A 23,417-nucleotide genomic window follows, 5' to 3' on the forward strand; every position below is an offset into this window, starting at 1 on the left:
AGACCCGACATGGGCGACGAGAAGGACCTGCTCACCCGCCACCGCGAGGTTATGCCCGCGTGGATGGCGCTCTACTACGACGAGCCGTTGGAGATCGTCGGCGGTGAGGGACGCCGGCTGACCGGCGGCGACGGCAAGGTCTACCTCGACTTCTTCGCCGGCATCCTGACCAACTCCCTCGGCTACGGCGTACCCGAGATCAACGCCGCGGTCCAACGCCAGCTCGCGAGCGGTGTGTTGCACACGTCGACCGCCTATCTCGGCAGGGCCCAGGTGGAATACGCCGAGCGGATCGCCCAACTGTCCGGCATCCCCGACGCGAAGGTTTTCTTCACCAACTCGGGCACCGAGGCCAACGAAGCGGCCCTGCTCCTTGCCACCCATCACCGGCGCAGCAACCAGGTCATTGCCCTGCGAAACTCCTACCACGGCAGGGCGTTCGCGACGGTCGCCATCACCGGCAACCGGAGCTGGGGCACCTCGTCGCTCTCCCCGGTGCACGTCAGCTGGGTCCACGGCGGCTACCGCTACCGCAGCCCGTTCCGGGACCTGAACGACACCGACTACATCCAGGCGTGTGTCGAGGACCTGCGTGACGTGCTCCTGACCACGACCGCGGGCGATGTCGCCTGCATGATCGTCGAGCCGATCCAGGGTGTGGGTGGGTTCACGGTCCCGCCCGACGGGATGTACGCGGCCATGAAGGAGGTCCTCGACGACTACGGCATCCTTCTGGTCGCCGACGAGGTCCAGACCGGCTGGGGGCGTACCGGCGACTCCTTCTGGGGTTACCAGGCGCACGATGTCGTGCCCGACCTCATGACGTTCGCGAAGGGCGCCGCGGGCGGGCTCGCGATCGGTGGCGTGGTGGCGCGCGGCGACATCATGGACGGGCTGGCCGCCAACTCGCTGTCGACGTTCGGCGGCAACCCGCTCGCGATGGCCGTCGGCAACGCCGTGCTCGACTACATCCTCGACCACGATCTGCAGTCCCACGCCGCCAAGGTGGGCGGCAAGCTGCTGAGCGGCCTGCGTACCTGCGCCGACGAGCTTCGGGTGGTCGGCGATGTGCGCGGCAAGGGGCTGATGATCGGGATCGAGCTCGTCGAGCCGGGTGGTACGACGCCGAGCCCTCGGGTGGCCGGTCTCGTCATGGAGGAGTGCCGCCGCGGCGGTCTGCTGGTGGGCAAGGGCGGCTTGCACGGCAACGTGATCCGGCTCGGCCCACCGCTGACGCTAACCGAGGACGAGGCCGACGAAGGGCTAGGAATCCTGGCCGATGCGCTCGCCACTGTGAACAGCGCGGCTATCCCCGCCTAGCGCCTCGCTCACCCTTTGCCCGCCGCCGCGACGGGTGGGACGACCGGGCGGCGGGTGGGACGACCGGGCGGCGGGTGGGACGACCGGGCGGCGGGGACGCGCTGCCCCCTCGTGGTCGATTGAGCTCTGTGATCATGATCGTGATCATGAAGGTTGTGTGGACACCTGGCCCCTTTTGCCTTCACAGTCCGGTCTGGCTTCATGATCATGGGAGGTCTGGCGTCGGCCACACCGCGTCGCCTTGGCGGCCGGCGCTGGCGTCGCGTTCCGGCGAAGCTCGCTTCCAGTGGCAGCGGAATAGCCGCGGCTTGCGTGATCATGAAGACGTTCGGGCACATGAAGGCGTTCGGGCACATGGCCCCGTTGCGCTTCATGGTCTCTGTCATGATCACCGTCGCGTCGTGGTCGGCGTAGTCAGCGCCATGGCTCAGCGGCACTGGTCACCGTCTGGTTCAGCGGCGTTGATCAGCGTCATGATCACTGGATGGAGTCACTTGCGGGTTAACCCCGGCACACGCTGGAAAAGCCTTGTGCACAAAGGGAAGCCGGCGCTGTCCGATGCTGGCCTAACCTGCTCGTAAGCTTTCGATATCGGGCGTGGAGCGACACAATCGGGCGCCATGACCTCATCACAACCGCGGTCTGAGACCCGCATCTCCCGGCGGCACGCCCTTCAACTCGCCGGAGCCGGCGCGACGGCCTGGCTTCTCATGTCCTGCCAACGAGGTGGCGGTGGCGGTTCCGGCGCCGGTGCGCAGGTCGCCGAGTTCCACGGCGGCACGGCGTTCCAGGTGCCGCCGAAGGGTCACTTCAACCTCATGGACGGCGTCACCGACTCGATTCTCGGCGACCATTTCTACATCGACCTCATCCTCGCTCCCGGCGCGATGTTCCGGTGGAAGGAACAGACCTGGGAGCCGATGCTCGCCGAGAAGTGGAACACCGACGAGGCGGCGAGCACGTTCACCATGACGCTCCGCAAGGGACTCACGTGGAGCGACGGCAAGCCGATCACGAGCCGGGACGCACTCACGACGTACTGGTGCCTGCGGATCATGCGCAACTCCCTCTGGGAGTACATCGACAAGGTGGAGGCACCCGACGACCACACGGTCGTGCTCACCATGCGCAAGCCCTCGACCGTCGTCGAACGTTACGTCCTGCGTCAGCGTCTCCACTCCGACGCGACCTACGGCGAGTGGGCGCGCAAGGCCGAGCAGCTCTTCGCCGACGGCAAGGACCTCGACACGCCCGAGGGCAAGAAGCTCAACGAGGAGTTCCAGGCGTACCGGCCGAAGGAGGCGATCGCCTCCGGCCCGTTCACCTACGACTACGACAGCATCACCAACGCGCAGCTGAGTCTGGTCAAGAACCCCAAGGGGTACGCGGCGGACAAGGTGGCCTTCGACAAGGTGGTCGTCTTCAACGGCGAGACACCGACGATCACGCCGATCGTGCTGGCCCGCAATCTCGACTACGCCACCCACGGCTTCCCGGTCGCCACCGAGAAGCAGATGATCAAGACGGGGTTCCGGATCATCCGCCCGCCGGTGTACTCCGGCCCGGCGCTGCTCATGAACCTCGACAAGCTGAAGGAGTTCGGTGACGTCCGGGCACGGCAGGCGCTCGCCCACGCGATCGACCGGAACCAGAACGGCCAGGTCTCCCTCGCCGACTCCGGCGTAGGTGTCGAGTACATGGCCGGATTCTCCGACAACCTCGTCCCCGAGTGGCTCTCGACGCAGGACCAGGACCGGTTGGAGAAGTACTCCTACGACCAGGACAAGGCCGCCGACCTGCTGGCCCAGGCGGGCTGGACGAAGGACGGCAAGCAGTGGTTGACACCGGACGGTGAGCCGGCGCGCTACGAGCTCAGCTTCCCGGCGGAGTACGCCGACTGGTCCGCCGCCGGGCAGAACGCCGCCAAGCAGCTCTCGGCGTTCGGCATCGCCGTCACCGCGCGCGGCGTCACCGAGGCGCAGCAGCCGATCGACGTCGACAAGGGCGCCTTCGACCTCGCGATCCAGGCGTGGGGGACGTCGGCCCACCCGCACCCCCACTTCGCGTTCGTCCAGGATCTGTTCACGCACAACATCCCGGTCGCGGCCAACCAGGGCGGTCGGGGCATGGGGTTCGAGCTGGAGCAGACCACGAAGGCGCTCGGCGAGGTCGACCTCGAAAGGCTTGTGATCGAGGCGGGCGAAGGCTTGGACGAGGCCGCGCAGAAGAAGAGCGTGACCAACATCGCTCTTGCCTTCAACGAGTTGCTGCCGATGATCCCGCTGTTCGAGAGGTACGGAAACAATCCGTGCCTGGAGGGTGAGCGCGCCGGGAAGTGGCCGCCGGACAGCGATCCGATCCTGCAGAACTCACCGTACGCCGACAACTTCACGATCATGCTGATGTACGCAGGACGGCTGACCCCGGCGAAAGGCGCCAAGTGATCGGGTTTCCACGGACCGACGGACAACCCTTCGACTGGCCCCGCCGCCGGATCGCACCTGCCTTCGCGCGCCACGGCATGGTCGCCTCGTCGCATCCACTGGTGACGAGCACGGGGTTGCGCACGCTCGCGGCAGGGGGAAACGCCGTCGACGCCGCGGTCGCGTCCGGACTGGTGGCGGCGGTCGTCATGCCGGAGATGTGCGGGCTCGGCGGCGACCTCTTCGCCCTGATCCACGACCCCGCGGCGAACGGTGGGACGGGCCGGGTGAGCTCGGTCCAGGGGAGCGGCATAGCCCCGCGTGGCGCCTCCCTCGAGGCGATGCGGCAGGCGCACGACGGTGTACGCATGCCATCCAACGGCCCGCTCTCGGTAACGGTGCCGGGCATGGTCCATGCGTACTTCACGCTGCTCGAGCAGTGGGGGAGCCGGCCGTTCGCCGAACTCGTCGAGCCGGCGATCGACTACGCGCGGGGACACGCGATCTCCCCGGTGCTCGTGTCGTTCATCGCGAAGTTCGCCGACCTGCTCGGGCGACTGCCGGCGTCGGCGAAGGTGTTCCTGCCCGGCGGCCATCCGCCCGAGCCTGGCAGCGTCTTCCGGCAGGAGGACCTCGCGCGGACGCTGGAGACTGTCGCGGCGGGAGGTGCGGACGTCTTCTACCAGGGAGAGATCGCCGAACGCATCTCGGCGTACCTCGCCGAGGTCGGCGGTGCTCTGCGTACGACCGATTTCGCCGACCACCGCACGACCGTGTCGGCGCCGCTCTCGACGACCTATCGCGACCACACCGTGTTCCAGACGGCCCTGCCCAGCCAGGGAATCATCCTGCTGGAGGCGCTCAACATCGCCGAGTGCTTCGACCTGCCGGCGCTCGGCGTGGGGACGGCAGCCGCCACGCACCTGCTGGTCGAAGCGATCCGGCTGGCGTTCGCCGACCGGCATGCGTACCTGAAGGATCCGGCGGCAGGCGAGTCGCCCGTCGACCAGCTGCTGTCGAAGGACTGGGCCGCGCGGCGGGCGGCGCGGATCGGCGACCGGGCCCAGACGGACATCTCGGCGGGCAGGTTCGACGAGGGGCACACGACCTATCTGAACGTCGTCGACGGCGACGGGATGATGGTGTCGCTGATCCAGTCCGTCGCCGCCAACTTCGGCAGTGGCGTGGTAGCCGGCGACACCGGGGTCGTGCTCAACAACCGCGCGTCGGCCTTCTCCCTCGACGACCGTCATCCCAACGTCTACGCGCCCGGCAAGAAGCCCATGCACACGCTCAACTGCTACCTCATCGCCGATCCGGCCGGCCAGCTGGTCGTCACGGGCGGTACGCCGGGCGGCGACCGGCAGCCGCAGTGGAACCTCCAGACCGTGGTCGGTCTCGTCGACGGTGGCTGGGACGCCCAGCAGACCGTCGAGCAGCCGCTGTGGTTCAGCTCGACGGGCTTCGGCTCTGGGCCGGCGACCGGATTCGAGCTGACCCTCGAGGGACGGGTGGGTGAGGAGTACGCACAGTCGCTTCGCGACCGCGGTCACACGATCGTCGTCGACGGGGACTGGAGCTGTCTGAGCGGCGCGCAGATCATCGCCCGTGATCCGGACACTGGCGTGCTCGCCGGTGGATCCGACCCCCGCCAGGAGGGCCTCGTCCTGGGGTTCTGAGGGCCCCGCCATTCGCGCGGGAATACCGCTCGCCACGACTGGCCTTGACGTCGGCGTCAAGGTCTACGGTCGCTGGTGAGGAGGTCAGATGCGGATCGGAGAGCTTGCCGAGCGGACCGGCACGACCACCCGTGCGCTGCGTTACTACGAGGCTCAGGGCCTGCTCGCGGCGCGCCGGAGCTCGAACGGCTACCGCGACTACGGCAGCGCGGACGAACGGATCGTCACCGAGATCAGATCGCTCCTCGCCATCGGGTTCTCGCTGGAGGACACCCGACCCTTCGTGGAGTGCCTGCGCGCCGGCAACGACGCGGGGGACGTGTGCCCCAACTCCGTCGCGGTCTACCGCCGCAAGCTCGCCGAGCTCGACGGGTGCATCGACCGGCTTCGGGCCACCCGGGCCCGGGTCGAGGCGCAGCTCGCCAGCGCCCTTCGTCGTACGACAGGAGACCAGCCATGCCGCACCGTCCCGTCGCCAGCGCCGACACCGTCACCGACACCGTCACCGACACCGTCACCGTCACCGACGCCGACTTCGCCGAACGGGTTCTCGCCAGTGACCGGCCCGTGCTCGTCGAGTTCTGGGCAGCCTGGTGCCCTCCCTGCCGGATGATCGCGCCCGTACTGGAGGAGATCGCGACCGAGCATGCCGACCGGATCACGGTGGCGAAGGTCAACACGGACGAGAACCCGCAGACGGTCGCCGCCTGCCAGGTCAGGGCCAACCCGACGCTGCAGGTCTACCGGCACGGCGAGCTCGTGCACATGATCGTCGGTGCCAGGTCGAAGGCGCGGCTGATCGCTGAGTTCAGGGAGCCGCTGGGCCTTTGAGCCGCCGCGGAACGCGAGGGCTCCCGAGGACGCGGTGGTGACCGGCGGCACTAGGCTGTGTCTCGGCGCCGTCCTGCGCCAGACCTCCTGACCGCGCGCCCACGCCGCCCGGCTTTCGCGGAGGCGAAGGGGACACGTGTCCTCGGGACGGCGGTCTGGTCACCGGTGTTCGATGTCACCGTCCATGGTGGAACCCTGTCCGGCGGCCCGGGTGAGGCGTGGGGTGCGCGCGGGTTGTCAGGAGAGGTCGAACCATGACCGTACGCCGGTCCTTCAAGCGACTGGTCCGGGCTCGGATGGCCCGCACCAACGAGTCCTACACCACCGCGCGGCGACACGTTCTCGCCCAAGCGTCCCTCAACACCGTCACGTCGGCGACCTACCCGGGTCTGCTTCCCGGTTACCGCGGGTTCGGTGGCGGCCAGCATCACGCGTCGGCGGCGCTGGCTCATGCCCTGGACGCCGTGGGCGTCCGGGCCCCACACACGAATGAGCCGTACACCGAGGCCATGCTCGCCGGGCTCGCCGGCGGTATCGGCTTCATGTACGCCGTCTTCTCCTACGCCGGCGAGCTGCCGACGATGACGATCGTCGCCAGACACCACCCCGAGCCGTTCGTCCCGGCGGCGCTCCGCCGGATCGGCACGCCGGCGGAAAGCCTCCGGACGTCCAGCGCACGGACCGCTGAGCGGAACCTCCGCGCCGCTTTGGCCGCCGGAAAGCCGGCGCTCTGCACCGTCGACCGTGCCGGCCTGCCCTGGCACGGACTCGCGTGTGGCGAGCGCTACGCGGACCCGTACGACGTTCTCGTCTGTGGTCTCGACGACGAGGGTGGGGAGGAGCGGGTGCTGCTCGACGACGAGAGCGTGCGGCCCTGGTCGCTGCCGCTGCCGGAGTTCCTCGCCGCGTGGGCCGCCCACCGCAGGGGGCGGCACGCGATGCTGGCCGTGGTCGCGCCGGAGCAGCCGGTCGACCTCGCGGCGGCCGTGCGGGATGCGGTCGCCACCACCTGCGCGCACCTCGCGGGGCCGGTCCTGGGTAACACCTTCGACGTCAACTTCGGCTTTTCCGGGATGCGGAGGCTGGCAGAACAGCTCGCCGATCCCTGCGGAAAGACCGGGTGGGCGGTGAGGTTCGCCGACCCCCGGGCCTTGTTCGCCGGTGTCCGCCGGCTGCACGACTGCCTGGAGGTGGAGTACACCGGGCCGGGCGCGACGCGGCCGTTGTACGCCGACTTCCTGGCCGAGGCCGCCGGGGTCGTCGACGATCCGGCCTACCTCGAGGCTGCGGATCTCTTCCGGCGTTCGGGCGACGTGTGGTCGGCGCTCGCGGCGGCGGCGCTGCCCGCGGAGCTGCCGGCACTCGCCGCGTACGACGCGATGGTCGAGGAACGGCTCGGACTGCTGCTCGACGGTGGGGCGGCCGAGGAGATCCGGGCGGTGACCTCGCGGGTCGACGAGCTCACCGACGCCTACGCCGCGGCGCCGCCGGGCGAGGCGGTCCTGCGCGAGCTGCTCGACCGGCTGGCGGGACTTGTCGAGCAGGCGACCGACCTCGAACGCCGGGCGGTCGACGTCCTTACCGGTTGAGTCAGCGGCGTCGACGTGGTGCACGCCGAGGTGCGCACCGGGGCCGCCCGCGGGACTCCGTAGCCTGGTGCGGTGACGAGCTGGGTCCTCCACTGCCGGGAGCTGGCCGGCGAGGTGGACGCCGAGCAGGCGTTCGAGGCCCTGTTCGGGGCCAGCCGGTGGGCCTTCTGGCTGGACAGCAGCCTCGTGGCCGGCCCCGCCCGTTACTCCCTGCTCGGAGACGCGGGCGGTCCGCACGGCGACGTCCTGCACGCCAGGGTCACCGACCGGGGCGCCGACACGGTGTTCGACGCCCTCGAACGCCGGCTCGCCGCCCGGACCGTCCGTGTGCCCGACGGTCTGCCGCCCGCTCTCGCCTGCGGTTACGTGGGTTACCTCGGCTATGAGCTGAAGGCGTACGAGGGCGTCGCCAGTTCCCACCGGGCCCCGCTGCCCGATGCGACCTGGATGTCGGCGACGAGGTTCGTCGTCGTCGACCATCGCGACGCGCGGACCTGGGTGTGCGAGCTGGCGACCACGGGCGAGCCGCCGCGGTGGATCGACGGCGCTCTCGCCCGGTTGCGGGACCTGTCCCGCGCGGCGACACCACAGGGGGACTGGTCGGAACCCGCCGCCGGGGTGGACCCCGAACCATGGCTCGTCCGTCCGCGGGACCGTTACGTCGCCGACATCGAAACCTGTCTTGACCGGTTGCGGGCCGGTGAGAGTTACGAAATCTGTCTCACCAATTCCGTGGAGCTGCCCTGCGACGCGGATCCATGGTTGCTCTACCGGCGGTTACGGCGGATCAACCCCGCGCCCTACGCCACCTACCTACGGCTCGGAGACGCCCACGTCCTCTCGGCCTCGCCCGAACGGTTCCTCACCGTCGACGCGGAGCGTCACGCCGAGTCGCGACCGATCAAGGGGACGGCGCCCCGCGCCGCCGACCCCGGTATCGACGCACTGCTGTGCAAGGAACTCGCGACGAGCTCGAAGACGCAGGCCGAGAACCTCATGATCGTCGACCTCCTGCGTAACGACCTCGGCCGCGTGTGCGAGCCCGGCACGATCAGCGTTCCGGCATTCCTCTCCGTCGAGTCCTACGCCACCGTGCACCAGCTGGTTTCCACGGTCCGCGGCCGCCTGCGCGCCGACGTGAGCGCGGTCCAGGCGGTCCGCGCGTGCTTCCCCCCGGGGTCGATGACCGGTGCTCCGAAGCTACGGACGATGCAGATCCTCGACGAGCTGGAAGACCGCCCCCGGGGCGTCTACTCCGGCGCGGTCGGACACTTCGGACTCGCCGGCACCGCCGACCTCAGCGTGGTCATCCGTACCGCCGTCGTCCATGCCGGTCTGCTCACGGTGGGTGCAGGTGGGGCGATCGTGCTCGACTCCGACCCGGGGGAGGAGTACGACGAAATGTTGCTCAAGGCGGCGGTCCCGCTGCGGGCGCTCGCGGGCCGGGTCTGACACTCCGCGATCGTCCCTTTCGGGCCCTCGCACCCGGTTGGTGGCGGAGCGTAGTTCACACGGAATTCACATCGGACCGGCCTTCCGTCATCGGTCCGCAACATACGGCGGCAGCCTGCGAAACACGGCCAGACCACGCTTGCCAGATCCATCCGCGGGTGGCCCCGGTACCTGGAGGAACAGGGCCGGCGCCCCGTGGCCGCGGTGGGCCCACCGTCGGGTTCCACCACGAGAGCATCACCCGAAGGTTCGGACGAACTCGCGAGGAGAAGCGATGCCCGAGCTCAGCGCAGGCGACACCGCCTGGGTGTTGGCCAGTTCCGCCCTCGTCCTACTGATGACACCTGGACTCGCCTTGTTCTACGGCGGCATGGTCCGGGCCAAGGGCGTACTCAACATGCTCATGATGAACTTCGCCGCGATTGCCGTCGTCAGCATCCTGTGGGTGTTGTACGGCTACTCGCTGGCGTTCGGGACCGATATCGGAGGTGGCCTCCTCGGCAACCTCGAAGCTGTCGGCCTGAGGGGTCTGCTGGGCGAGGACTCACTGTCCGGCACATTGCCCTCAACGGTGTTCGTCGCCTTCCAGGCGATGTTCGCCATCATCACCGTTGCGTTGATCTCGGGCGCGATCGCCGACCGGGCGAAGTTCAGCGCCTGGATCGTCTTCGTCGTGGCCTGGGCGACGATCGTCTACTTCCCGGTCGCGCACTGGGTCTTCTTCTTCAACGACGGCGACGGCGGCTGGATCGCCGACCGGCTCCAGGCCCTCGACTTCGCGGGTGGTACCGCCGTCCACATCAACGCCGGCGCGGCGGGTCTCGCGGCCGCCCTGGTCCTGGGCAAGCGCATCGGTTGGCGCAAGGAGCCGATGCGTCCACACAACCTGCCGCTGGTTCTGCTCGGCGCCGGCCTGCTGTGGTTCGGCTGGTTCGGGTTCAACGCCGGTTCGGCAGTGGCCGCGAACGGTGCCGCAGGGGTCGCGTTCATCAACACGCAGGTGGCAACGGCCGCCGCGGTCCTCGGCTGGTTGCTCGTGGAGAAGATCCGGGACGGCAAACCGACGACACTCGGTGCCGCGTCCGGTGCGGTGGCGGGACTCGTGGCGATCACACCGGCCTGCGCCGCGGTCACACCGATCGGCGCGATCCTTGTCGGTGTCGCGGCCGGCGTGCTGTGTGCACTAGCGGTCTCGCTCAAGTCGAAGTTCGGCTACGACGACTCGCTCGACGTGGTGGGCGTCCACCTCGTCGGCGGCCTGGTCGGAACCCTGCTCATCGGGTTCCTCGCCGCGGCGGTGGCGCCGGCGGGCGTCGACGGTCTGCTCTACGGTGGCGGCTTCACCCAGCTGTGGAAGCAGGTCATCGCGGCGGGCGCGGTTCTGGTCTACTCGTTCGTCCTGACCTATGTCATCTGCAAGGTCATCGACAAGACGATGGGCTTCCGGGTCAGCACCGACGACGAGGTCAGCGGCATCGACCTCGCCGAGCACGCGGAGACGGCGTACGACTTCTCGACGATCAGCGGCGGCTCCCGCGCTCACGTCCTCACCAAAGAAGGCTCCGACGGCGCCGTACCGGCTACCGCCGACGCGGCTGGGAACAAGGAAGGGAGCGTGGCCCGATGAAGCTGGTGACAGCGGTCATCAAGCCACACCGGCTCGACGAGGTACGCGCGGCTCTCGAGGCCTTCGGCGTCTCGGGTATGACCATCACGGAGGCCAGCGGCTACGGCCGGCAGAAGGGCCACACCGAGGTCTACCGTGGCGCGGAGTACGAAGTGGACCTGGTGCCCAAGGTGCGGGTCGAGATCGTCGTCGACGACTCCGACGTCGAGGACATCGTCGATGTGGTCACCAAGAGCGCCCACACCGGCAAGATCGGCGACGGCAAGGTCTGGGTCGTCCCGGTCGAGACCGTCATCCGGGTACGTACCGGCGAGAGCGGGCAGGAGGCGCTGTAGGGCCTTGACGTCGACGGCGGCATCGGCTGACGCACCACCGCAGCGCGAGCGACTGACCTCGGTCAGCCGCTCGCGGGCGGAGCGCACCGATGCCGCCGACGCGCGTCTGCGGGACCTGCTCGCCGCTGCACTGCCCGACGAGACCGCCGGCGGCGGTGTCGCGGTGGTCGCCCTGGGCGGCTACGGCCGGGGCGAGCTCTCGGCCGCGAGCGACCTCGACGTCCTTCTGCTCTACGACGACGAACGCTGCCCCGACGTCTCCACCGTGGCCGAGGGCCTGTGGTATCCGCTCTGGGACGCCAGAGTGCCCCTCGACCACAGTGTCCGGACGCTCGAGGAGGCAACGGAAGCCGCCGACTCCGACCTACGCTCGGCCCTGTCGTTGCTGGACGCGCGGCACGTCGCCGGTGATGCCGCGCTGACGATCAAGCTGCGGACGACCCTGCTCACCGGATGGCGGCGGAGCGCGCGGCAGCGGCTGCCCGAGCTCGAGGAGAGCTGCCGGCGGCGGGCCGATCGGTTCGGCGAGCTGGCGTTCCTGCTCGAACCTGACCTGAAGGAGGCCCGCGGCGGACTTCGCGATGGCGTTGTCCTCCGGGCGCTGGCAGCGACGTGGCTGGTGGAGATCCCGCACGCGGCGCTGGCGCGGATGCGCGCCGACCTGCTGGACGTCCGCGACGTGCTCCACCAGGTTGCCGGCCGCAAGCCCACCGACCGCTTGCTGGCCGACCTGCAGGCCGACGTCGCCCAGGGCTGCGGCCTTGCCGACCGGGACGCGCTCCTGCGCCACGTCTACCAGCTCGGGCGCACCATGAGCCACACCGCCGACATCGCCTGGCGGCGGGCCGGGCGCGGGCTGGCGGCACGGTCGGGTCGCCGGGTCGGCAGGACGCGGCCTCGGCCTGGTCCGCAGCTCACGCCGCTCGCCCCCGGCGTCGCGGCCGTCGACGGCGAGGTCGTCCTCGCTCCCGACTCCGCCACCCGGTGGGGTTCGGATCCCTTGCTGCCCCTGCGGGCCGCGTACGCTGCCGCCGACCGGGGGCTGTTGCTCGCGCCGCACACGGCCGAGCGACTCGCGGCCAGCCGGGCGAGGCTCCCGGTCCCCTGGCCGGCCGAGGCGCGCCGGCTGTTCACCGCGCTGCTCGGCGCGGGACATGACCTGCTGCCGGTCTGGGAGACGCTCGACCAGGCGGGCCTGATCGGACGCGTCCTGCCGGAGTGGGAGCGGGTGCGCTGTGCACCGCAATACTCCCCGGTGCATCGCCACACCGTCGACCGGCACCTGCTGGAGACCTGCGTACACGCGGCGACCCTGGTCCGCCGGGTGAACCGGCCCGACCTCCTTCTCGTGGCCGCGCTGCTGCACGACATCGGCAAGGGGGAGGGTGAGGGTCACAGCGAGCGGGGTGCCGTGCTCGCCGGCAAGATCGCCGCCGAGTGGGGCTTCACACCGGCCGACGTCGACACGCTCGTCGGGCTCGTCCGCCAGCACCTCCTGCTGATCGAGACCGCCACCCGGCGCGACCTCGACGATCCCGCCACGATCGCGCGGGTCGCCGCCGCCGTGGGAGACGCCGACTTCCTCGACCTGCTGGCCGCGCTCACCGAGGCCGACGCGAAGGCGACCGGCCCCGCCGCCTGGACGCCGTGGCGGGCCGGACTGCTGGCGAGGCTCGTCGTCCGCGTCCGCAGCCAGCTCGAACGCGGCCACCTGCCCGTTCCCGAGCCGCTCCAGCACTGGCAGCGCGCCCTCGCCGAGCGGGGCCGGCTCGACGTGGTTGTCGAGCCCAGCTCTCCCGTACGGTCGGACACGACCTGCCTGACCGCCGTGGCGCCCGACCGGGTGGGCCTGCTCGCCACAGTGGCCGGCGTACTCGCTCTCGCCCGCTTGTCCGTGCAGTCCGCCTCGGTCGAGACCGTGGACGGCGTGGGCGTGTCCATCTGGGCCGTCGTCGGCGACCCGCCCGACGCGGCGATCCTGCGCGAACGCCTGGCCGCCGCGCTGTCCAGCTCGGCGGGAGCCAGCGACCTTGCCGAGCGGCTGTCCAGGCTGGACGCGAACCACCGCAGCCCTCTGGCGCCCGCGGATGTCCGCGTGGTGCCGGGCGCGTCGGCTACCGCCACGGTGGTGGAGATCCGCGCCCACGACCGACCCGGACTCTTCCACCAGATCTGTACGGCGGTGGCGGCTGCGGACGCCTCGGTGCGCTCGGCGCACGTCAGCACCTGGGCCGGTGAGGCCGTCGACGTGATCTATCTGACGGGACCCGACGGTGGACCGCTCGGCCACACCGCCCTCGCCCAACTCCTCGACTCGTTCGCGACGACACTCACCTGAGAGAGGTTTCGTCGGGTCGCTGGTGGTGGTCGCTCCATCGAACCCGGACAAGACGGCTACCCTGGCCAGGACCCCACCCGCCGAGCAAGGACCGGGACTGTCACCGTGTTCGCCACACTTTCTGATCGCCTCGAGGCAACTTTCAAGCGGCTTCGCGGCAAGGGCCGGCTCTCCGATGCCGACATCGACACGACATGTCGTGAGATACGCATCGCACTGCTGGAGGCCGACGTCGCGCTGCCGGCCGTCCGTGACTTCATCGGACGGGTCAGGGAGCGCGCCCGGGGCGCCGAGGTGCACCAGGCCCTCAACCCGGCCGAGCAGGTCATCAAGATCGTCAACGAGGAGCTCATCGAGATCCTCGGCGGCGACACGCGACGGCTGCGGTTTGCCAAGACGCCGCCGACGGTGATCCTGCTCTGCGGTCTGCAGGGTGCCGGTAAGACCACGCTGGCGGGCAAGCTGGGCCGATGGCTGAAGGGCCAGGGTCACCAGCCCGTGCTGGTTGCCGCCGACCTGCAACGCCCGAACGCCGTCCAGCAGCTGCAGGTCGTCGGCGAGCAGGCGGGCGTCGCGGTGTTCGCGCCGGAGCCGGGCAGCGGCGTCGGCGACCCGGTGGAGGTGGCCCGGCAGAGCGTCGACCACGCCCGGAGCAAGCTCTATGACGTCGTGATCATCGACACCGCGGGTCGGACCGGCGTCGACGCGGAGATGATGGCGCAGGCCGCCGACATCCGCGATGCCGTCAAGCCCGACGAGATCCTGTTCGTCGTCGACGCGATGATCGGCCAGGACGCCGTGACGACCGCCGAGGCGTTCCGCGACGGCGTCGGCTTCGACGGTGTGGTGCTGGCCAAGCTCGACGGTGACGCTCGCGGTGGTGCTGCCCTGTCCGTACGCCACGTCACCGGCCGGCCGGTGATGTTCGCGTCCAACGGCGAGAAGCTCGACGACTTCGACGTCTTCCACCCCGATCGGATGGCCTCGCGCATCCTCGGCATGGGCGACGTCCTCACCCTCATCGAGCAGGCCGAGCAGGCGTTCGACGAGGACCAGGCCAACCGGGTCGCCGAGAAGCTCAAGACCGAGCGTGGCTTCACCCTCGAGGACTTCCTCGCCCAGATGCAGGCCGTTCGCAAGATGGGCTCGCTGTCGAAGATCCTCGGCATGCTCCCCGGCCTCGGCGAGATCCGCAACCAGGTCGACCAGCTCGACGACCGCGAGCTCGACCGGGTGGAGGCGATCATCCGGTCGATGACACCGGCCGAGCGGGAGGATCCGAAGCTCATCAACGGCTCCCGCCGGCTGCGCATCGCCAACGGCTCGGGCACCAAGGTCAACGACGTCAACCTGCTGGTCGAGCGGTTCCTCGAGGCGCGCAAGATGATGAGCCAGCTCAGCCAGGGCAAGGGGATCCCCGGAATGCCCGGGATCCCCGGCATGGGCGGTGGCGGTGGCGGAAACCGCAAGGGCAAGAAGGGCAAGGGCGGCAAGAAACAGCGCTCCGGGCGTTCCGGTAACCCCGCCAAGCGGGCCCGGCAGGGTGCGATCGCCGCCCAGGAGGCGGTCGAGCCCGAGCCCACCATGCCCGCGCTCGGCGGCGACATCGCCGACCTGATGCGGGGACAGGGTCAGGGCCGGGCGGAGGTGCCGGACGGCTTCGAGCTCCCCGAGGAGCTTCGCGACATGCTGGGGAAAGACGGCAAGTGAGCGCGGCACGGATGAGTACCCAACCGTTCCGGGTACGCGGGGTCGTGCTCCCCGAAGGCGACTACCGCGATCTCTACGTCGTCGGAGGCAGGATCACCTCCACCCGGGTGGCGGGTGCCGAGACGGTGGCCGAGGGTTTCGTCGTACCCGGTCTCGTCGACGCCCACTGCCACGTCGGCCTCGATGCCCACGGCGCCGTCCCCGCCGACGAGCAGGAGCGGCAGGCCCTGGCCGACCGCGACGCTGGAACCCTGCTGCTGCGCGACGCCGGCAGTGCCGCGGACACCAGGTGGATCGACAAGCGCGACGACCTGCCGCACATCATTCGGGCCGGCCGCCACATCGCGCGTACGAAGCGCTACATCCGCAACTACGGCGTGGAGATCGAGCCGCACGAGCTGGTCGACACCGTGGCCGAGCAGGCGCGCCGGAGCGACGGCTGGGTCAAGCTGGTCGGCGACTGGATCGACCGCGACGCCGGCGACCTCGCACCCTGCTGGCCGGGTGACGCGCTCTCGGCCGCGATCGCCAAGGCGCACGAGATGGGCGCCCGGGTGACCGCGCACGTCTTCGGCGAGGACGCCCTGCCCGACCTGCTCGCGGCCGGCATCGACTGCCTCGAACACGGCACCGGACTCTCAGCCGACCTGATCAGCACCATGGCCGAGCGCGGAGTCGCGCTGGTGCCCACCCGGCGCCAGCTCGACAACTTCGGTGAGTACGCGAACCAGGGCGAGGCGAAGTTCCCGGCCTACGCGTCCCACATGCGTGCCCTCTACGACCGGGTCGACGACACGCTCCGGGCGGCTGCCGAGGCCGGCGTCGCGATCTACGCGGGGACCGACGCGGGCGGGGTGCTGCCGCACGGGCTCATCGCCACCGAGATCCGCCTGCTGCACGAGCGGGTGGGGCTCACGCGGCGCGACGCCCTCGCCGCCGGCTCCTGGCGGGCCCGGGAATGGCTCGGTGCCAATCCCGGTCTGACCGAGGGCGCGCCGGCCGATTTCGTGGTCTACGACGCCGATCCGCTCGACGATCTCCGGGCGCTCGCCGCGCCCACCCGGATCGTCCTGCGTGGCGCCGTCGTCGCCTGAGCGGATCTGTCCTGCGCCGTCCCTATCATGAGGGTCGATTCATGACGGTCGGTACACGAGGGTCGAACATGAGGGATCGGTCAGACGGCGACGGACGGTGGGGCGCGGTGTCCTTCGACGAAATCGAGACGCTTCGCCGACACAGCTCGGCGTGGAAGCTGCTGCGTGCCGATCACGCCCCGCTCATCCTCAGCTTCCTGGCCAAGGTGTTCGTGGAGGACAACATCCGATCCATCTCGAGTTCGGCCCTTGCCAGCCGGCTCGACGACGAGCTCTACGCCCTCAACGAACGCCTGGGCCCTGAGACCTTCCCCCGCCGCGCGACGGCCTATCTCGACGACTGGGCGGCGCCGGAGGCCGGGTGGCTCCGCAAGTACTACCCGGCCGGGTCCGACGAACCACACTTCGACGCCACCCCCGCGGTCGAGAAGGCGCTGTCATGGGTGGCGACGCTGCGGTCCAGGGCGTTCGTCGGCACCGAGTCGCGCCTCAACACGCTGTTCGACCTGCTCCGGCAGATGGTCTATGGCGCCGAGGACGATCCCGAGGTCCGCCTCGCCGAGCTGCGGCGGCGCCGGCACGCCATCGACGTCGAGATCGCCGAGGTGGAGAAGGGCAACGTGGACGTGCTCGAACCGGCCGCCCAGCGCGACCGCTACCAGCAGTTCGCGACTACCGCGCGCGAGTTGCTCGCCGACTTCCGCGAGGTCGAGGCCAACTTCCGTTCGCTCGACCGGGCGCTGCGGGAGCGGGTCGCGGGCTGGAGCGGAGCCAAGGGGGAACTGCTCGACGAGGTGCTTGGCAACCGTCACGCGATCGCCGAGTCCGATCAGGGCAAGAGCTTCCAGGCGTTCTACGACTTCCTCCTCTCCCCGCGGCGGCAGGCCGAGCTCACCGACCTCCTCGAACGCGTCCAGCAGCTCGAGGCGATCGACGACCGCGACCCCCGGATGCGCCACATCCACTACGACTGGCTCGACGCCTGCGAACGCACCCAGGCGACCGTCCGCCTGCTGTCCGACCAGCTCCGCCGCTTCCTCGACGATCAGGCGTGGCTGGAGAACCGCCGGGTGATGGACCTCCTGCACAGCATCGAGTCCAGCGCGATGCGGCTGCGCGCACACGGCGTCCCGCCGTTGACGTTCGACATCGACGGCACGGCCCCCACGGTCAACCTGCCGATGGAACGCCCGCTTTACACACCGACGGCGAAGGCCCCGATCGACAGCAGGGTCGAAGGCGGCGAGGGCGACTTCGACCCGTCGGCGCTCTTCAACCAGGTCTTCGTGGATCCGACCCGGCTCTCGCTCGGTGTCCGGCGCTGCCTGCAGCAGCGTGCCCAGGTCGGGCTCTGCGACGTCATCGGTGAGCACCCACTCGAGCAGGGACTTGCCGAACTCGTCACCTACCTGTCGCTCGCCGACGACTCCTTCGCGGTCGTGTTCGACGAGGAGGTCAGGGAGCAAGTCGACTGGATCGACGCCGACGGCCAGCAACGGGTCGCGAGCCTCCCGCGCGTGACGTTCGTGCGGACAACCGACGCGACGGAACGGGCCCTTCGATGAGCGTGAGCCCTGCGCGGCGACCCGGGACGGCCGAACCCAGTCTCTCGTTGGCGGTGACGCATCTGATGAAGGGCGTCGTCTACCGCGACACCCACGAGATCCCGTGGCGACACCTGCTCCAGCTCCAGCCGCAGGTACGCGACTACGTAGGCGTCCTGGGGCTCACCGTCGTCATCGACGAAGCCGAGGGCTACGCGTTCCTGCGTTCGAAGCCCGACCTCGACGACGACAACGCCCAGAACGCGCAGAACGGCCAGGCGATCCCGCGGCTGATCGCCCGGCGCTCGTTGTCGTTCCACGTCAGCCTGCTACTGGCGCTTCTCCGTAAGAAGCTCACCGAGTTCGATGCCCGCAACGCAGACTCCAAACTCGTGTTGAGCCGCGATCAGATCGTCGACATGGTGCGTGTCTTCCTGCCGGACGGGAGCAACGAGGCTCGGCTCGTCGACCAGATCGACGCGCACATCACGCGGGTGACCGACCTCGGCTTCCTGCGCCGCACCAAGGACCAGGAGCCGCACTACGAGGTACGCCGAATACTGAAGGCATTCGTCGACGGTCAGTGGCTCGCCGACTTCGACGAACGCATCGCGGCCTATGCGGCACAGCTTGGCGGTGGAGCCGGTACCACCGACGGCGACGCCGATGGCGAGAGTGGCGCCGAGGGTGGCGGTAACGGCAGGGGCGGAGGAGAGGGATGACGGGGCTGTTCAGCGCGGTCGAGTTGGAGAACGCCGGCACGGGCACCCCGCGGACAGGTCATCGGCTGGAACGGCTCGAGATCTTCAACTGGGGCACGTTCGACGCCCGTGTGTGGGTGCTTGACCTGCGCGGCGACAACGCCCTGCTCACCGGCGACATCGGTTCCGGCAAGTCAACCCTCGTCGATGCCGTCACGACACTGCTGCTCCCCGCCAACCGGATCTCCTACAACAAGGCCGCCGGTGCCGAAACCAGGGAACGCAGCCTCCGGTCGTACGTACTCGGCTATTACAAGTCCGAACGCAGTGAGACGACCGGAAGCTCCCGCCCGGTGAGCCTGCGGAAACCAGGCGACTTCTCGGTCATCCTCGGGGTCTTCGGCAACGAGGGCTACGACTCGACGGTCACGCTCGCGCAGGTCTTCTGGATGACCGACCAGAACCATGGCCAGCCACAGAGGTTCTTCGCCATTGCCGACCGGGCACTGTCGGTCGAGGCCGACTTCAGCGACTTCGGCAGCGATATCGCCAGCCTTCGAAAGCGCCTGCGGGGGAGTGGAGTCAGACTTTTCGACCACTTCCCCGACTACGGCAAGCACTTTCGCCGCCAGCTGGGTATCGAGTCCGAGCAGGCGATGGAGCTCTTCCACCAGACCGTCTCGATGAAGTCGGTCGGCAACCTGAACGAGTTCGTCCGCACCCACATGCTCGAGCCGTTCGACGCGAAGGACTGGATCGAGCGTCTGGTCGCGCATTTCGACGATCTCACCAAGGCCCACGACGCTGTCGTCAAGGCCCGAAACCAGCTGAAAGAGCTCGAGCCGTTGCTCGCCGACTGCGACGCCTACGACGCGCTCGGTGCCGAAATCGGTTCCCTGGAAGGCGAACGCGCAGCAGTTCCGTACTTTTTCGCCACTCGCAAGGCCGCCTTGCTCGAGGAGCAGATCGCGATGCTCGAGCAGGAGACCGCGCGTCGGCGGGCCGACCTCGAGCAGGTGAGCGGAGACCTCGCGGGGCTGTACGACAAACACCAGAGCCTGCTGCTCGAGCGTGCCGGGCACGGAGGTGACCGGTTGGGCGAGCTGGAACGCCAGATCGCCGAGGCGGACCAGGCCCGTGCGGCCCGCTATGCCAAGTGGCAGCGGTTCAACGAACTTCTGGGTGAGGCCGGGCTGACGGGCGTCGAGCATGCCGAGCAGTTCCCGGCGAGACGGCAGCAGATCCTGGCCGAGTCCGCCAGCACCGGCGGCTCACTCGCCGACACCCAGAACCGGATCACCGAGGTCGCCGTCGACCAGAAGGCGCTGGCGGAGGAGGCCGCCGAGCTGAACGCGGAGCTCCGGAGCCTGCAGTCGCGGCGCAGTAACCTCCCGGCACACAGCCTCGAGCTGCGGAACCGGCTCTGCCGAGAGGTCGGGGTGGACGAGGCCACACTGCCCTTCGCCGGTGAGCTGATCCAGGTGCGCCCGCAATGGTCGGAGTGGGAGGGCGCCGCCGAGCGGCTGCTCCGGCCGTTCGGGTTGTCGATGCTCGTGCCGGACGAGCACTACCGACTGGTGTCGGACTGGATCAACGACCACCATCTCAACGCCCGGCTGATCTACTACCGGGTCCCGCGGGCGGTCGTGCCCTATTCCCCGCCGGAGCCGGGTGCGGCGGAGCAGCAGCTGTTCGCCAAGCTCGAGATCAAGGACTCGGACTTCTATCCCTGGCTGGAGAAGGAGCTCGCTCACCGCGCGGGCTACGCCTGTGTGGAGACCATGGAGGAGTTCCGGCGGGCGCAGCGGGCGATCACCAGGACCGGCCAGATCAAGGGCGCGGGCGGGCGTCACGAGAAGGACGACCGAAGCAGGATCGACGACCGGACTTCCTACGTCCTCGGCTGGACCAACGAGCAGAAGGTCGACACGCTCCTCCAGCGGGCCGCCAAGGTCCAACGCCGCCTTCATGAGCTGAGTGCCGAGCGCACGCGGCTCGACAGGAGCCTCGACACCGTGATCGAACGCCGGACGGTGCTGGGCAAGCTCGCCGAGTTCGCCGACTACTCCGAGCTCGACTGGAATGACCTGGTACGACGGGTCGACGGTCTCTCGGCGGAGAAGCGCCGCATCGAGCAGGCGTCGGGAGAGCTGGAGCGAATCGGGCAGGAGATCGAGACCCTCAAGGCAGAGATTCGTACCGCTGAGGAGGGGCGTAGGGCGCTCGAGCACACGATCGGTGGCCTCGACCGCGAAGTCGAGATCGCCTATGAGTCCCTCGGCCGAAACGACAAGGTCCTGCATGCGGCTGACCTGGAGACCTCGAGGGAGTTCTTCGACCGGCTCGAGAAGCGGGTCGACGCGACGATGTTGGTCGCACCGGCTGACTGCGACCGCGCCGTCGCCGACACCACGCGCGCCCTCACCGACCAGGTCGAGTCACGGCGGACCCGGCAGAGCCAGGCGGCCAACCGGGCGGTGACGAAGATGAGCGTGTTCCGTCAGAACCACCCGCTGGAGACCGCCGACTTCGACAGTTCCGTCCTCGCCGCGGACGAGTACCGCGACCTCCACCGGAGGTTGGACGACGACGACCTCCCGCGGTTCGAGGCCGAGTTCAAGCGGTACCTCAACACCAACACGATCCGCGACATCGCGAGCTTCCAGGCCCAGCTCAACAAGCAGGTCGAGCTGATCAAGGAACGCATCGACACGATCAACGAGTCCCTGGTCGGGATCGACTACAACCCGGGTCGGTTCATCCGGCTCGAGCACCACCCGACGCCCAACACCGAGATCCGCGACTTCCGGAGCGAGTTGCGGGCGTGCACCGACAGCACGGTGGCAGGCGACGAGTCCGACCAGTACTCCGAGCAGAAGTTCCTCCAGGTCAAACGGATCATCGAGCGGTTCCAGGGTCGGGAGGGGCAGACGGAGGCGGACCGTGCCTGGTCGAGGCAGGTGACCGACGTCCGCAACTGGTTCGTCTTCACCGCCTCCGAACGTTGGCGGGAGGACGACACCGAGCACGAGAACTACACCGACTCCGGCGGCAAGTCCGGTGGGCAGAAGGAGAAGCTCGCCTACACGATCCTGGCGGCGTCGCTTGCCTACCAGTTCAAGCTCGAGTGGGGTGCGGTCCGATCCAAGGCGTTCCGGTTCGTCGTGATCGACGAGGCGTTCGGCCGTGGTTCGGACGAGTCGACCCGGTTCGCTCTGGCCCTCTTCCGGCGGCTCGGGCTGCAGCTCCTGATCGTGACGCCCTTGCAGAAGATCCACGTGATCGAGCCGTACGTCGCCGCCGTCGGTTTCGTCGACAACACCCGGGAAGGCGATCACTCGCGCCTGCAGTGCCTGACGATCGAGGAGTACCACGAACGCCGGCGTGCCCATGCGTTGACCGGCCTGGACCGGCCGGCGTGAGCGCCTGGACGACTCCGGCGGACGTCGAGCGCAAACTCCGACGCCGTTGGGACGCCGGGACGTTCCTGTCGGCGTACGGCGAGGGACGCCCGTGGGAGCCCTTCGGGCTGTCCGTGCGCGGACCCGCGGTCAGCGAGCTGGGGGCAGACCTCGCCAAGGTTCAGGACTGGGCCCGTTCGTGGCGGCGCGCCGGCCGGCGGTTCCGGATCGAGCATCGGCGGGTCGGTGGTCGGCTGATCGGCGCCAACGAGCTGCCGGCGAAGGCGTGGATCGATTCCTACGACCAACTCTGGGCGGTGCTCGGCGTCGAACGGGAGGCAGCCGCGTTCGCCGATCTCGTGGCCGATGCGCGGTCGAGGGCACCGCGTCTCGTCGCCTGGATGATCGCGCACCCGCTGAAAGTGCTCCCGCTGGAGAGCGACTGGCCCGCGATCGTCGAGACGGTCCGCTGGATCGACGCCCACCCGAGCGGCGAGATGTACGTACGACAGATCGACGTTCCCGGGGTCGACACGAAGTTCGTGGAGCGGCACCGCGCGGTGCTGGCCGAGCTGCTCGACCACCAGCTCGCCGAGGATCGCGTCGACCGTGCACGGTCACCGTCGGACTTTGCCCGGCGCTACGGATTCCGCCGGCGACCGGACTATCTCCGGATCCGCGCCCTCGGTGGCGAGCGGTTGCGCGGTGGGTTCAGCGAGATCACGGTCCGGGCCGAGGAACTCGCGTCGGCGCCGCTGGAGTGCACCGCGTGCTACGTGATCGAGAACGAGATCACCTATCTCGCCTTCCCGGACGTCGCGGACGCGATCGCGGTGTTCGGTGGGGGCTACGCGGTATCGCTGCTCGAAGGTCAGGAATGGCTCGCCGACCGCGAGTTGATCTACTGGGGAGACATCGACACGCATGGCCTGGCAATCCTCGACCGGCTGCGGCGCCGGTTCCCCCACACCAGGTCGATGCTGATGGATCGGGCCACGCTCCTCGCCCACGAGGGGCAGTGGGCGAGTGAGGCGAAGCAGGTGGTCACCAGCCTCGACGCCCTGACCCAGGCGGAGAGCGCGCTCTACCGCGATCTCGTCGAGGAGACCTTCGGCACGGGCGTCCGACTGGAACAGGAGCGGATTTCCTACGCCGCGATCACCCGGGCGCTTGCCAGCATCTCGCGGCGGGTGGCGTAGGGAGAACCGCCCTCGAGCCACCCTGGTGTGGGCCCCGGGCGGGCACCGCTGCCCATCTGGCACAATGGGCGGCCGAGTCCGGCGTTCGCGAGCCCTCTCAACCCGCGATCGTCCGGCTCCCCTCGAGCCGTCGGCGTGCCGACCCCCACACGGTCACCGCTGGCTCACCTCCAT

The 23,417-nt window shown here is 69.4% G+C and carries 16 protein-coding genes; all 16 read left to right on the forward strand.

Annotation, left to right across the window (positions count from 1 at the left end; genetic code table 11):
* Nucleotides 1-9 precede the first annotated feature (9 nt).
* The 16 genes from ABNF93_RS04685 (at nucleotide 10) to ABNF93_RS04760 (ending at nucleotide 23,243) form a co-directional block, all read left to right on the forward strand.
* Nucleotides 10-1,320 carry an aspartate aminotransferase family protein gene (locus tag ABNF93_RS04685; RefSeq protein WP_349326272.1) on the forward strand — a complete coding sequence of 437 codons (1,311 nt, stop codon included), beginning with the start codon at nucleotides 10-12 and terminating at the stop codon, nucleotides 1,318-1,320.
* A 620-nt stretch (nucleotides 1,321-1,940) separates the two neighbouring features.
* On the forward strand, nucleotides 1,941-3,764 hold the full coding sequence (locus ABNF93_RS04690) for an ABC transporter substrate-binding protein (protein WP_349326273.1): 1,824 nt from the start codon (nucleotides 1,941-1,943) through the stop codon (nucleotides 3,762-3,764).
* A complete protein-coding gene (gene ggt / locus ABNF93_RS04695; protein WP_349326274.1) occupies nucleotides 3,761-5,422 on the forward strand; it encodes a gamma-glutamyltransferase in 1,662 nt (553 codons plus the stop codon). The genes ABNF93_RS04690 and ggt overlap by 4 nt, the downstream gene beginning before the upstream one ends.
* 88 nt (nucleotides 5,423-5,510) lie before the next feature.
* Nucleotides 5,511-6,035, forward strand: a complete 525-nt coding sequence (locus ABNF93_RS04700; RefSeq protein WP_349326275.1) for a MerR family transcriptional regulator — start codon at nucleotides 5,511-5,513, stop codon at nucleotides 6,033-6,035.
* Nucleotides 5,990-6,253, forward strand: a complete 264-nt coding sequence (locus ABNF93_RS04705) for a thioredoxin family protein (RefSeq protein ID WP_349326276.1) — start codon at nucleotides 5,990-5,992, stop codon at nucleotides 6,251-6,253. The genes ABNF93_RS04700 and ABNF93_RS04705 overlap by 46 nt, the downstream gene beginning before the upstream one ends.
* Before the next feature lie 254 nt (nucleotides 6,254-6,507).
* Nucleotides 6,508-7,842, forward strand: coding sequence for a BtrH N-terminal domain-containing protein (locus ABNF93_RS04710; protein ID WP_349326277.1), 1,335 nt, complete (start codon nucleotides 6,508-6,510; stop codon nucleotides 7,840-7,842).
* A gap of 72 nt (nucleotides 7,843-7,914) precedes the next feature.
* Nucleotides 7,915-9,294 carry an aminodeoxychorismate synthase component I gene (gene pabB / locus ABNF93_RS04715; RefSeq protein WP_349326278.1) on the forward strand — a complete coding sequence of 460 codons (1,380 nt, stop codon included), beginning with the start codon at nucleotides 7,915-7,917 and terminating at the stop codon, nucleotides 9,292-9,294.
* A 274-nt stretch (nucleotides 9,295-9,568) separates the two neighbouring features.
* Nucleotides 9,569-10,921, forward strand: coding sequence for an ammonium transporter (locus ABNF93_RS04720; RefSeq protein ID WP_349326279.1), 1,353 nt, complete (start codon nucleotides 9,569-9,571; stop codon nucleotides 10,919-10,921).
* Nucleotides 10,918-11,256 carry a P-II family nitrogen regulator gene (locus tag ABNF93_RS04725; RefSeq protein WP_349326280.1) on the forward strand — a complete coding sequence of 113 codons (339 nt, stop codon included), beginning with the start codon at nucleotides 10,918-10,920 and terminating at the stop codon, nucleotides 11,254-11,256. The genes ABNF93_RS04720 and ABNF93_RS04725 overlap by 4 nt, the downstream gene beginning before the upstream one ends.
* A gap of 4 nt (nucleotides 11,257-11,260) precedes the next feature.
* Nucleotides 11,261-13,594 carry a [protein-PII] uridylyltransferase gene (locus tag ABNF93_RS04730; protein ID WP_349326281.1) on the forward strand — a complete coding sequence of 778 codons (2,334 nt, stop codon included), beginning with the start codon at nucleotides 11,261-11,263 and terminating at the stop codon, nucleotides 13,592-13,594.
* Between the two features lie 105 nt (nucleotides 13,595-13,699).
* Nucleotides 13,700-15,304, forward strand: coding sequence for a signal recognition particle protein (gene ffh / locus ABNF93_RS04735; protein WP_349326282.1), 1,605 nt, complete (start codon nucleotides 13,700-13,702; stop codon nucleotides 15,302-15,304).
* Nucleotides 15,305-15,315: 11 nt separating this feature from the next.
* Nucleotides 15,316-16,398, forward strand: a complete 1,083-nt coding sequence (locus ABNF93_RS04740; protein ID WP_349326283.1) for an amidohydrolase family protein — start codon at nucleotides 15,316-15,318, stop codon at nucleotides 16,396-16,398.
* 68 nt (nucleotides 16,399-16,466) lie between these two features.
* Entirely contained in the window at nucleotides 16,467-17,963 is a 1,497-nt protein-coding gene (locus ABNF93_RS04745) for a DUF3375 domain-containing protein (RefSeq protein WP_349326284.1), read from the forward strand.
* The gene (locus ABNF93_RS04750) at nucleotides 17,960-18,664 is read left to right on the forward strand and encodes a DUF4194 domain-containing protein (protein ID WP_349326285.1); all 705 of its coding nucleotides are present in this window, start codon (nucleotides 17,960-17,962) and stop codon (nucleotides 18,662-18,664) included. Before ABNF93_RS04745 ends, ABNF93_RS04750 begins: the two co-directional genes overlap by 4 nt.
* On the forward strand, nucleotides 18,661-22,065 hold the full coding sequence (locus ABNF93_RS04755) for an ATP-binding protein (RefSeq protein ID WP_349326286.1): 3,405 nt from the start codon (nucleotides 18,661-18,663) through the stop codon (nucleotides 22,063-22,065). The genes ABNF93_RS04750 and ABNF93_RS04755 overlap by 4 nt, the downstream gene beginning before the upstream one ends.
* Entirely contained in the window at nucleotides 22,062-23,243 is a 1,182-nt protein-coding gene (locus tag ABNF93_RS04760; RefSeq protein WP_349326287.1) for a Wadjet anti-phage system protein JetD domain-containing protein, read from the forward strand. Before ABNF93_RS04755 ends, ABNF93_RS04760 begins: the two co-directional genes overlap by 4 nt.
* Nucleotides 23,244-23,417: the final 174 nt, after the last annotated feature.

The organism is Actinopolymorpha sp. B9G3, assembly GCF_040120725.1.
Lineage (GTDB): Bacteria > Actinomycetota > Actinomycetes > Propionibacteriales > Actinopolymorphaceae > Thermasporomyces.

Coding starts and splice junctions, on each gene's coding strand:
- ABNF93_RS04700 (WP_349326275.1), top strand. CDS start 5,511: ATGCGGATCGGAGAGCTTGCCGAGCGGACCGGCACGACCACCCGTGCG.
- ABNF93_RS04755 (WP_349326286.1), top strand. CDS start 18,661: ATGACGGGGCTGTTCAGCGCGGTCGAGTTGGAGAACGCCGGCACGGGC.
- ABNF93_RS04740 (WP_349326283.1), top strand. CDS start 15,316: ATGAGTACCCAACCGTTCCGGGTACGCGGGGTCGTGCTCCCCGAAGGC.
- ABNF93_RS04750 (WP_349326285.1), top strand. CDS start 17,960: ATGAGCGTGAGCCCTGCGCGGCGACCCGGGACGGCCGAACCCAGTCTC.
- ABNF93_RS04685 (WP_349326272.1), top strand. CDS start 10: ATGGGCGACGAGAAGGACCTGCTCACCCGCCACCGCGAGGTTATGCCC.
- ABNF93_RS04690 (WP_349326273.1), top strand. CDS start 1,941: ATGACCTCATCACAACCGCGGTCTGAGACCCGCATCTCCCGGCGGCAC.
- ABNF93_RS04745 (WP_349326284.1), top strand. CDS start 16,467: ATGAGGGATCGGTCAGACGGCGACGGACGGTGGGGCGCGGTGTCCTTC.
- ABNF93_RS04725 (WP_349326280.1), top strand. CDS start 10,918: ATGAAGCTGGTGACAGCGGTCATCAAGCCACACCGGCTCGACGAGGTA.
- ABNF93_RS04720 (WP_349326279.1), top strand. CDS start 9,569: ATGCCCGAGCTCAGCGCAGGCGACACCGCCTGGGTGTTGGCCAGTTCC.
- ABNF93_RS04710 (WP_349326277.1), top strand. CDS start 6,508: ATGACCGTACGCCGGTCCTTCAAGCGACTGGTCCGGGCTCGGATGGCC.